This is a genomic window from Novosphingobium sp. Chol11 (assembly GCF_945870625.1).
GTDB lineage: Bacteria > Pseudomonadota > Alphaproteobacteria > Sphingomonadales > Sphingomonadaceae > Novosphingobium.
The window spans coordinates 39,119-50,000 of sequence record NZ_CAMBTS010000010.1 but is presented as its reverse complement, the minus strand read 5'-3'; the positions used below and the strand labels follow the sequence as shown (position 1 = coordinate 50,000).

Genomic DNA, 10,882 nt, shown 5'->3' with positions numbered 1-10,882 from the left:
CAAGCAGATCGCCTTTTTGGAAAGCAATCCGGATCACGGTGTGATCGGATGCTGGACTACGGATATTGGCGAGAAGGGCGAGCCCTATCCGCTTGCAGGGGCCGATCATCCCGATACGCACGAGGGCTTTCTGGCCGCGATCGAACGGCGCGAACCGCTGCTTTGCCATCCGGCCGTCATGTTCCGGCTTGATATGGTGCGCTCGGTTGGCGGTTATCACGCCGCATTTCGGCATTGCGAGGATCTTGATCTGTGGCTGCGGCTGGCCGGGATCACCCGCCTTTGCAACCTGCCTGAGCGCTTGTTCCGCTATCGTCATTACGAGCAGCAGGTTTCCAGCCGCCACGCCACCGAGCAGCAAGTCGGCGCCGCCGTATCCCGGCTGGCCTACCGCGAACGGCGCGAAGGCCGTCCAGACCCTACCGAGAAGCTCACCGTGCTTCCCCCGATCGATGCTCTCGATGCGCTGTTTGCGCGCGAAGGTATTGCGCGCTCTGTGCGAACACAGGTCGCCCCCGGTCTGCTCTATTCAAAGGCGGGATTGCAGGATCATGGCTTCGAAGTGCTGGTGCGGCATTTGCGCGAAGGCGGAGCGCACGCCGGGATGTGGCGCACCGTCGCGCGGCTGGTCAGATTTGGGAAACCGATGCGCGCGGCGCGGCTGGCACTAACGCTCGCGACGACAACCGCGCAAGCCCAACGCGTCTAGCCAACCCTTGTGACAGCCAGCCCATCTTCGGCCCAGGCGCCATCCACAGAACGCGAGCCGGCCGCGATGGGCGTGCGCGGCGCGGCGGTGTGGGCGATGGCCGGCCAATATCTGTCGTTCGCCATCCAGTTCGCCAGCTCGGTAGTGATTTCGCGGCTGTTTCTCAGCCCTGCTGAAGTCGGTTTGTTCTCGATTGCGCTGGCCGCCGCGTTGCTGGTCGCGATTTTGCAGGATTTCGGCCTGTCCCGCTATATCTCGGGCCTGCCCACGCTTGGCCCCGAAGATATTGCCCGTTGCAGTTCAGTCGCGCTGTTGTTTTCATTGATCGTCGCCGGCTTCATCGCCCTCTGCGCCGCGCCGCTTGCCGGGGGTTATGGCCAACCCGCGCTAGCGCCCATCCTGTTGATCATCGCTGCGACTTATCTGGTGGTTCCCTTCGCGGTCGTGCCGATGGCGCGGATGGCCCGCGCGATGCAATTTGGCGGGCACTTCGCGGTCAATGTCGGCGGCGCGATCACGCAAGCTGCGGTTGCGGTCACGCTCGCGGCCTTAGGCTACTCCTCATTCGCGCTTGCCTGGGCCACGCTGGCGACGGGCGGCGCGCGCGCGCTGATCGCACAAGTGCTGTGCCCTTCGCCGCCGTGGCCGCTGCGCACCGATGGCCTGCGCCCGGTGCTCCATTTCGGCGCGCGGTCCAGCGTGCTTTATCTCACCGGCGCGCTGGGCACGCGTTCGCCCGATCTCATCGTCGGCAAACTGCTGAGCCTGAGGTCCGTAGGCCTGTTCAGCCGCGCGGTGAGCTTGTCGGATCAGTTCCGTATGCTGGTGGCGGGCGCGATCGGCAGCGTTTTCTATCCCGCTTTCGCGCGCATTCGCGATCGCGGGGAGCCGCTTGGCCCTGCCTACTTGCGCGTATGTGCGGGCTATTCCGCGATCATCTGGCCAGGCATGGCGGGCCTCGCCCTCGCGGCAGAGCCACTTGTGCGGCTGCTTTATGGCGAGGCATGGCTGCCCACGGCGCCCCTGCTCTCGATGATCGCGCTGACGGAAGTGATGCTGATCTCGCTCCCGCTGGTCAGCGATCTGCCGATCCTGCTCGGGCGGTTGAACCGACTTCTGGCTTACAATCTTGTTGATACCGCGCTGTCGATCATTCTGCTGGCGGTCGGATGTCTGTGGGGGGTTGAAGGGGCTGCCGCCTCCCGCCTCGTCTACGGTCTGGCTTGGCTGTGCCTTTACTGGCAGTTCATGCACGGTCTGGTGCGCTTCGATGCCCGGGCAATGCTCGCAATCTATGCGCGCAGCGCCGGCGCGACCTTGGCCGCGATTGCCCCCCTCGCCCTGACATATGCGTTCTGGGCACCGCCCGCGACCATCACGTTTCTCGCGCTGTGTGGCACGGTCCTGGCTGGCGGCGCCGCATGGTTGGCCGCGATGATCCTGCTGCGTCATCCGACAATGGCGGAATTCAGCGCGCTCGCCGCCGGCTTACCGCTCGCCCGCCGCCTGTTTCCCAAGCTCAATCCGGCGCCGTGATGATGACTTTGCCCATCACGCTATCATCGGTCATGATCCCGCCGGACGCTAGCTTCCGCCGCGAAAGCCCACGGCCGCCGCACTTGCGCAACGCGCGCTATGCCGAACAGTTCGATTGGGACACATTGTTCTACGATGTCTACCGGGTTGGCGAGCACATCGTGCTGCAAGGGCCGCCACTGTTCAATCTGGCGGCCCCGCTCCTCAGCGCGCAGTCTTTGCGCAACCGCTTCGGACCGCTGTTCCCGCGCACCCGGCGCGTGGAGCGGGTCAACGCCAACGAAGTGTGGCTGCGCGATTCCAGCACGCAGCTGACACTCGAGACGCCCCTCGGCAGGTTCGAGATTGCCGTCCAGCCCTCGGAAATCGAGCGTTTCGCCGGGCGCCGCGTGCTCCATACGCTGTCCAAGGACAACGAAGTGCGCTGGATCATAGATTGGATCCGCTATCACGAGCGCGTTCATAGTGCCGATGCCGTGCTCTTTTACGACAACGGATCAAGCCGCTATTCGGTGAGCGAACTTCAAGCCCAACTGGCCGGCGCATTCCCGGCAATGGTCGTCGTCGTGGTCAGCTGGCCATTCAAATACGGGCCGCAAGGCGGCATGGCCGGCGCGGTGGATGGCCAGCCCGCGCCGTGGGACTCCGACTATTGCCCGACCGGATCGCTGCAACATGCGCGGCTGCGGTTCCTGAGGCGCGCGCGCAGCGTCCTGAATGCCGACATCGACGAACTGGTCGTCGGCCCCGAGTCGATCTTTGCCGCCGCCGAAGCAGCGCCCGGCGGGTTTATCAAATTTCCGGGACAATGGGTGACGAGCGCCGCGCCCCACCCGGTAACGCCGGCAGATTGCCGCCACGGCGATTTTGTATACCGCGATCTGCGCGAGACCGATGTCTGCCCGCCCAAATGGTGCGTGGTGCCATCCGCCTGCGATGATCGGCGGCACAGCTGGTCGGTCCACAATCTGTTCGGACTAAAGGCCAACAAACTGATTTCGAAAGATTTCTCGTTTCGCCATTTCAAGGCCATCTCCAACAATTGGAAAGGCGATCGCGGGGATGCGGGTGCCTTCGATCCAGGGCGTTTTGTGGAGGATGCGCCTTTATGCAAAGCGCTTGCCCTGGCGGGCCTGATCACCGCAGCGTCTTGAAAAACGCGCAGATAGGCAATGGCGTGCTCCGCGCAGAGGGCGTAAGCTGCCCTGCAGGAGAACATCGTCATGGCAATTCCAGCCATTTTAGCGGTTGCTGCCGCCTTGCCGCTCTTGGCGACAGCGCCCCCGCTCAAGCCCGCCGCCGCCGCTGAGGAAGCGATCGCAGTCGTAGTAGGCCGCGACGACCGGATGACCGTGCCGGTGCACATCGGCAAGGCGGGCCCTTACGAGTTCCTTATCGATACCGGATCCGAACGCACGGTGCTGTCCCGCGGTATTGCGCGGCAACTCAACCTAATGCCTGCCGGTTCGGCCACGCTGATCGGCATTGCTGGCTCTGAGACAGTGGACTTGGTCGAAGTCGATGAGATCAATCTTGGCCGCCGCAGCTTTTATGGGCTGACCGCGCCGCTGATCGAAGGGCACAATATCGGTGCCGACGGAATTCTGGGCATCGACAGCCTTCAAGAGCAGCGCGTGCTGCTCGACTTCGACCAAAAGCATATGCTGATCGGCGATGCGACCAGCCTCGGCGGCAACAAGGGCTTTGAGATCGTAGTTCAGGCGCGCCGCCGGTCTGGCCAGCTGATCATGACCAATGCGCTGATCGATGGCGTTCGCACCGATATTGTTGTCGACACAGGCTCGGACGTGTCGATCGGCAATCGCGCTTTGCAACGTGCGCTGGCGCGGCGACACAAGATCGAAACAACCAAGCTGGTCTCGGTGACCGGCCAATCGATTTTCGCGGATATCGGCTATGCGCGCGTTTTCAAATTGGACAGCGTCCTCATTAACAACACCGAAATCGCTTTTGCTGATACCTTGGCATTCGAAAAGCTTGGCCTTGGCAAACGCCCGGCGCTGCTGCTGGGAATGAACCAGCTTCGGCTGTTTCGCCGGGTCGCGATTGATTTTTCCACACGACGCGTTTTGTTCGACGTGCCGCACTCGGTATTGGCCGGCCAGCGGTAGCGCTCGCTTTGGCACTGGCACTGGCGCTTTTGCGCAAAGCCCCTATTTGGGCAGGATGCCACCAGATACCGCCACCGACCCGAACGCCCGGCACGACGGGTGGAACACGCTCAGCCGCTTCCTCCCGTATCTCTGGCCGAGCGACAAACCGGCGCTGCGCTGGCGGATCGTGATTGCCAGCGCGTTGATCCTCGCGTCGACCACAACGCAGCTCGCCCTGCCCTATCTGCTCAAATGGGCGGTCGATGCGATGGACGTGCGCGGCCCCCGCCTTGCGCTGTTCGTGATCCTGCTGGTGCTTGGCTATGCGGCCGGGCGCTTCATCGGCGTTGTTTTTGATAATTTTCGCAATTTCGTATTCGAGCGCGTCGCGCAGGATGCCACGCGCAGCCTCGCCGAAAACGTTTTTGCCCGGCTTCACAGCTTGTCTATGCGCTTTCATCTGGCGCGGCGCACGGGCGAGGTCACCAAAGTGATCGAGCGCGGCACCAAAAGCATCGACACGATGCTCTACTTCATCCTGTTCAACATCGCGCCGACCATCCTCCAGCTGATCGTGGTCGCGGTGATCTTCTATGTCACATTCGGCTGGGGGCTGGTCGCAGCCACCGCCATCGCGGTCATCGCCTATATCTGGATCACCCGCGCGATCACCGAGTGGCGCAGCGCCCTGCGCGAGAGGATGAACAGGCTCGACGGGCAGGCCTTGGGCCGCGCGGTCGATTCGCTGCTCAATTATGAGACGGTGAAATATTTCGGGGCCGAAGCACGCGAACAGGCGCGCTATGCGCAGGCCACCAGCGCTTATGCCGATGCCGCCGTTACCAGCGAAAACAGCCTCGCCCTGCTCAACATCGCGCAGGCGCTGGTGGTCAATCTGCTGATGGCGGGCGCGCTGGCCCATACCGCGTGGGGCTGGTCCAAAGGGCTCTATACCGCAGGCCAGCTTGTTTTCGTGCAAAGCTACCTCACCCAGTTGTTTCGCCCGCTCGATCTGCTCGGCATGGTCTATCGCACCATCCGCCAGGGGCTGATCGACATGGCGGAAATGTTTCGCCTGATCGATACCGAGATCGAGGTCGCCGATGTGCCGGGCGCACCGGCGCTGATCATCAAGCAACCCAGCCTCGCCTTTGAAAACGTGGTGTTTGGCTATGAACCCGACCGCACAATCCTGCACGGCCTGTCGTTCGAGGTTGCCGCTGGCAGCCGGATCGCGATTGTCGGGCCCTCAGGAGCGGGCAAATCAACCATCGCGCGGCTCCTGTTCCGCTTCTACGACCCGCAGGCGGGGCGCATCCTTATCGACGGGCAGGATATCGCGCTCGTTACGCAGGCATCGTTGCGCGCGGCTCTTGGCATCGTGCCACAGGATTCGGTGCTGTTTAACGACACCATCGGCTATAACATCGCTTATGGCCGGGAGGGGGCAAGCGCCGAAGACGTCGCGCGGGCGGTTCAGGGCGCATCGATGAGCCAGCTGATTGGACGCCTGCCCAAGGGGCTCGAGACCGAAGTGGGCGAGCGCGGCCTGAAGCTCTCGGGCGGCGAGAAGCAGCGCGTCGCAATCGCGCGCACGCTGGTCAAAAATCCGCCGATCCTGCTGTTCGATGAAGCCACCAGTGCGCTCGATACCCGCACCGAGCAGGACATTCTGGGCACGATGCGCGCGGTCGCCTCGCAGCGCACCACGCTATCGATCGCGCACCGGCTTTCAACCATCGCGGATTCGGATACGATCCTCGTGCTCGATCAAGGGCGACTGGCCGAGCAAGGCAGCCATGCCGAACTGCTTCGGCGCGATGGCCTCTATGCCGAAATGTGGATGCGCCAGGCGGCCGAAGGCGAAGAACTCAGCGAAGCGGCGCTTTGACTGCAATATCGAAGTGCAAGACCTCTTCACGGGTGCCAAGCTTGGCATAGAGCGCAATGGCCGGCGGATCGTCATAGTCAGCCTGCACGAAGATCACGCTTGCGCCGCGCTTCTGCGCGATCTCTGCCAGATGCGCAATCAAGTCTGTGGCAATGCCTTGGCGGCGCGCGGATTGTGCCACCGCGAGATCATAAATGTAGAACTCGCTGCGCGCCTGTTCGAACTTTTCAAGCTCATACCCGACAAGTGCGCCAACAACCGCGCCGTCCTGTTCAGCGATCAGCGCCACGAATTGTTCGCGGCCAAGCAACCGCATAAGGTAGGCGTCGGGCGGCGAATGGGCGGAATAGCTCGCATGGTCTTCAAAAGCGGCGGCAAACAAGGCATTTATGGCGCGCAATGTGGCAAGATCGCCTGTCCCCAGCCGCCGAACCTGCGCCACCGCTATTTGACCACGTCCGCCTCGTGCCAGACCACCGCTTGCGCTGCTTTCATGCAGCCAGCTTCCTCGTCCCACGTGATCGTCGGCGAGCCATACAGCCGCCAGCCTTCGATCAAGGCTTCTGACACGCGCTCGCAAAAGGCGCGGTCGTCGGCTCCGGTGAGCAGGCGATAGATCGGGCGGTCTTCGGGGGTCTGATACATGCCAGTCCTATAAGGCAGCGTTGCCCGCCGCGCATCACCAATCCTTGCAATCCCCCCAATTTCGTTCACTTCTTGCTAGAGGGCGTGATCGATGGCTGAACCAGCAGTGCCTGCACCAACCGACGACCTGTTCGGCCAGCCGCGCGGGCTATGGGTGCTGGCCGGAACCGAGCTGTGGGACCGCATCTCGTTTCATGGCATGGTGGCGATGCTGGTGCTCGACATGACCGGCGATCTGCTCCTCCATCCAGAGCGGGTGGCGACTCTCATCGGCTTCGCCGCCTTCCGCAATCTGCTCGAAAGCATGAGCGGGCCGCTCAGCAATCAGGCGCTGGCGGTGCAGGCCTTTGGTTATTATTATGCGTTTGTCACCGGTCTGCCGCTGCTGGGCGGCTGGATCGGCGACCGCGTGACAGGGCGCAAGGTGGCCGTCAGCGGCGGCGCAGCGCTGATGACGGCTGGTCATTTCACGCTGGCGTTCGATCGAACCTTCCTGATCGCGCTGGTCTTGTTGATGTGCGGCGCGGGCCTGCTGCGCGGTAATCTCTCGGCGCAGGTCAAATCGCTTTATGCAGATGGCGACCCGCGCGAGGTCAATGCCTTCCAGTATTACTACATGGGTATCAATTTCGGCGCGTTCATCGCGCCCATTACCAGCGGGACGGTTGCCGCGATCTGGGGCTGGCACGCTGGTTTCGCCGTTTCGGGCTTCGGCATGCTGATCGGGTTGCTCGTTTACTTGAGCGGCCAGCGGTGGCTCCCGGCAGAATCTTCGCGGCACCGGACAGCAAAAGGCACGCGCGCGCCGCTTACCCAGGCCGAACGGAGCAGGGTGATAACCCTCTTGCTGATCTGGCCGCTCGCCGTGTGTTATTGGATCGCGCAGGCCCAGATCTGGAACGTCTACAACGTGTGGCTGCGCGATGCAGTCGACCTGCGGCTCGGCAGTTTCACCATCCCGGTTCCATGGTTTCAGGCGCTTGATGGGCTGGCGCCCGGCCTGTTCATCCCGCTGGTGCTGTGGATCTGGGCGCGCCAGGCCGAACGGGGGCGTGAGCCGGATGTGTTTGGCAAGCTGGCATTCGGATGCGTGCTGTTTGGGGCAAGCCTGACACTTTTGGCGGCGGGTCCATTGCTTGCCAATGCGCAAGGGCGCGCGCCGGTTATCCTGCCGCTACTGTTTCATGTGTTTTCGAATTTCGGCGCCATGTACTTTGCACCTGTCATCCTCGGGCTTTACGCGACCCGCGCGCCAGCATCGCTGCGCGGCACGTTGGTCGGGATCAACATGCTGGCCGTGGCGGCAGGCATCCTTATCAGCGGATGGATGGGCGGCCTGTATGAGGCGCTCTCCCCGGGCCCATTCTGGCTACTCAGCGCCGCGATCTGCAGCGGCGCCGGTTTGGTATTTTGGCTGGCCGCGCCCTTCTTGCGCCCTTTGCTTGCGCCAATCGCAGAGGTCGCGCCGCGCGATCTCAAATCTGAAGGCACTGCTGGTTCACCTGTACCTGCCTGAACTCTGACGCAGGCAGGCACTCGGCCCTATTCTGACGGGTACCGCTCGAACCGCGGCAACTCGTGCGCAGATTTCATCCACGCGAGTTCTTCCAGCGCCTGAATATGTGCGCTGGGCGGCAATTGCTCTGGATCATCGAGCGTGGCGCTCTGGATATCGACAATGCCCGGCAGCATCTCGTCATTGCGGAAAATCAGCCCGGTGCCGCACATGCCGCAAAACGATCGAAACGACGCGCCAGACGAATTGAACGTGACTGGCTCACCTGCTGTCACCGCAAAGTCTGCCTCGGCAAAGCCAGCCCAAGCCACCATCGGCGCGCCCGCGCTCTTGCGGCAATCGCTGCAATGACACAGCGTGGCATGCTGAGGTTCCGCCGTTACCCGATAACGCACTGCGCCGCATTGGCATCCACCGCTCAATTCCATGCTCGATCTCCCGCCCTTTTAAAACGGAACATACAGGCAACAAAGCGCCATCACAAGATGTATTTGCTCAAATCCGCATTGCCCGCCAGCCCCGCCAGCTTGTCGCGCACATAGGCTGCATCGATGGCCACGGTGGTGTCGGCGCGGTCTTCGGCCTCAAAGCTTACTTCTTCGAGCAGTTTTTCCATCACCGTCTGCAATCGCCGCGCGCCGATGTTCTCGACGCTGTCGTTCACCGCGCAGGCGATCCGCGCAATCTCGCGCACCGCATCGCTTGAAAACTCCAGCGTCACCTTCTCGGTGCCGAGCAGCGCCTTGTACTGCTCGACCAGGTTTGCCCGCGTTTCCGATAGTATGCGCACGAAATCGTCCTCGCTCAGCGCCGCGAGTTCGACCCGGATCGGCAAGCGCCCCTGCAGCTCAGGCAGCATGTCGCTGGGCTTGGCGATGTGAAACGCGCCGCTGGCGATAAACAGCACGTGATCGGTTTTCATCGGGCCATACTTTGTGGCCACCGTGGTCCCCTCGATGAGCGGCAGGAGATCGCGCTGAACGCCCTCGCGGCTGACTGAGCCGCCGCGCACATCCGAAACCGCGATCTTGTCGATCTCGTCGATGAAAACGATGCCATTGGTCTCGGCGTTGTGCAGCGCGGTGCGCGCCACGTCATCCTGATCCATCCGCTTTTCGGACTCCTCGTCGACCAGCTTGTCCCAAGCGTCGGCCACGCGCAGTTTCCGCCGCTTGAGGGCCTGCTTGCCAAACGCCTTGCCCATCATGTCGCTCAGGTTGATCATGCCGATGCCGCCGCCCATGCCCGGTATGTCCATCGGCATGGTCGGCGCTTCCTCAACCTCGATCTCCACTTCGGCATCATCCATCGCGCCTTCGTGGAGGCGCTGGCGAAAGCTCTCGCGCGTCGCCTCGCTTGCGCCGTCGCCGACCAGCGCCTTCAGCAGGCGGTCCATCGCGCTCTTGCTTGCGGCCTCGCGCACCGCGCCGCGGCGGCGCTCTTTCTCCAGCCGGATCGCTTCCTCGACCAGATCCCGCGCGATCTGCTCGACATCGCGGCCGACATAGCCAACCTCGGTGAACTTGGTCGCTTCGACTTTGACGAACGGGGCTTCGGCCAGCCGCGCCAGACGGCGGCTGATCTCGGTCTTGCCGCAGCCCGTGGGCCCGATCATCAGGATATTCTTGGGGCTCACCTCATCGCGCAGATCGGGGCTCAGCTTCTGGCGCCGCCAACGATTGCGCAGGGCGACCGCCACCGCGCGCTTGGCATCGCGCTGGCCCACGATGTGCTCATCGAGCGCGCGAACAATGGCTTTGGGGGTAAGATTGTCGTTCATGATGGTCCTTGAGCGCTCCAGCCACGGCCGGAGAGGGGAGCTTCAATTCAGATAACTTCGACCGAGACCCGGTCGTTGGTGAACACGCAGACTTCGGCGGCCACCTGCATGGCGCGGCGCGCAATCTTCTCCGCGTCGTCTTCGTAGTCGGTGAGCGCTTTGGCCGCCGCCAAGGCAAAGTTTCCGCCCGATCCGATCGCGGCGATCTGGCCGCCCGGGCCGCCTTCAGGCTCAAGCACATCGCCGTTGCCCGTGAGGATCAGCATGGTCTCGGCGTCCGCCACGATCATGAGTGCCTCAAGATTGCGCAAGTACTTGTCGGTGCGCCAGTCCTTCGCAAGCTCAACCGCCGCGCGCATCAATTGGCCGCGATGCTGCTCCAGCTTGCGTTCGAGGCGCTCGAACAGCGTGAAGGCGTCGGCTGTCGCGCCGGCAAAACCGGCGATCACTTTGCCTTTGCCATGTTCGTCTGCCGTGCCCAGCCGCCGCACCTTGCGGGCATTGGGCTTCATCACTGTGTTGCCCATCGACACCTGGCCATCGCCCGCAATAACGGTAACGCCGCCCTTTTTGACGCCGATAATGGTGGTTCCGTGCCATTCGATCAGGCCGTGGCTGGCCCTGTTTGTATCCATGAAACCGATATGGGATGCGGCAAGCGGCGTTCAAGCGCGGCCATACAGATAGCCTG

11 protein-coding genes (1 of these 11 only partly in view) are annotated in these 10,882 nt (G+C 62.8%); 6 read left to right on the top strand and 5 right to left on the bottom strand.

From position 1 onward, the window contains the following. The 5 genes from Q0O40_RS03310 to Q0O40_RS03290 all read left to right on the top strand — a co-directional run. Positions 1-709 carry the 3' portion of a glycosyltransferase gene (locus tag Q0O40_RS03310; protein ID WP_295526143.1) on the top strand. It extends 317 nt beyond the left edge of the window, so 709 of the gene's 1,026 nt are visible here — the last part of the coding sequence; the start codon falls outside the window, past its left edge; it ends in the stop codon at positions 707-709. Positions 710-775: 66 nt separating this feature from the next. Beyond that, a complete protein-coding gene (locus Q0O40_RS03305; protein ID WP_295526141.1) occupies positions 776-2,245 on the top strand; it encodes an oligosaccharide flippase family protein in 1,470 nt (489 codons plus the stop codon). Continuing rightward, positions 2,245-3,399 carry a hypothetical protein gene (locus Q0O40_RS03300; RefSeq protein WP_295526138.1) on the top strand — a complete coding sequence of 385 codons (1,155 nt, stop codon included), beginning with the start codon at positions 2,245-2,247 and terminating at the stop codon, positions 3,397-3,399. The genes Q0O40_RS03305 and Q0O40_RS03300 overlap by 1 nt, the downstream gene beginning before the upstream one ends. Positions 3,400-3,468: 69 nt before the next feature. Then, complete coding sequence (locus Q0O40_RS03295; RefSeq protein WP_295526135.1) at positions 3,469-4,377, top strand: aspartyl protease family protein; 909 nt, start codon at positions 3,469-3,471, stop codon at positions 4,375-4,377. 55 nt (positions 4,378-4,432) lie between these two features. Beyond that, on the top strand, positions 4,433-6,250 hold the full coding sequence (locus Q0O40_RS03290) for an ABC transporter ATP-binding protein/permease (RefSeq protein WP_295526132.1): 1,818 nt from the start codon (positions 4,433-4,435) through the stop codon (positions 6,248-6,250). Here Q0O40_RS03290 and Q0O40_RS03285 read toward each other — a convergent pair. Next, positions 6,231-6,692, bottom strand: coding sequence for an AAC(3)-I family aminoglycoside N-acetyltransferase (locus Q0O40_RS03285; protein WP_295526129.1), 462 nt, complete (start codon positions 6,690-6,692; stop codon positions 6,231-6,233). The genes Q0O40_RS03290 and Q0O40_RS03285 overlap by 20 nt on opposite strands. Positions 6,693-6,694: 2 nt before the next feature. After that, positions 6,695-6,895, bottom strand: coding sequence for a DUF1737 domain-containing protein (locus Q0O40_RS03280; RefSeq protein ID WP_295526126.1), 201 nt, complete (start codon positions 6,893-6,895; stop codon positions 6,695-6,697). A 91-nt stretch (positions 6,896-6,986) separates the two neighbouring features. Between Q0O40_RS03280 and Q0O40_RS03275 the strand changes: the two genes are divergently transcribed. Further along, positions 6,987-8,411 carry a peptide MFS transporter gene (locus Q0O40_RS03275; protein WP_295526123.1) on the top strand — a complete coding sequence of 475 codons (1,425 nt, stop codon included), beginning with the start codon at positions 6,987-6,989 and terminating at the stop codon, positions 8,409-8,411. Positions 8,412-8,437: 26 nt separating this feature from the next. On the opposite strand, the gene Q0O40_RS03270 is transcribed toward Q0O40_RS03275, so the two are convergent. Genes Q0O40_RS03270 through hslV form a run of 3 tightly spaced genes read right to left on the bottom strand, consistent with a single transcriptional unit; the run spans position 8,438 to position 10,826 of the window. Then, on the bottom strand, positions 8,438-8,839 hold the full coding sequence (locus tag Q0O40_RS03270) for a GFA family protein (RefSeq protein WP_295526120.1): 402 nt from the start codon (positions 8,837-8,839) through the stop codon (positions 8,438-8,440). 50 nt (positions 8,840-8,889) lie between these two features. Further along, positions 8,890-10,191 (bottom strand): ATP-dependent protease ATPase subunit HslU, encoded by a 1,302-nt coding sequence (gene hslU / locus Q0O40_RS03265; protein WP_295526118.1) that lies wholly within the window; start codon positions 10,189-10,191, stop codon positions 8,890-8,892. Between the two features lie 47 nt (positions 10,192-10,238). Further along, a complete protein-coding gene (gene hslV, locus Q0O40_RS03260) occupies positions 10,239-10,826 on the bottom strand; it encodes an ATP-dependent protease subunit HslV (RefSeq protein ID WP_295526115.1) in 588 nt (195 codons plus the stop codon). Positions 10,827-10,882: the final 56 nt, after the last annotated feature.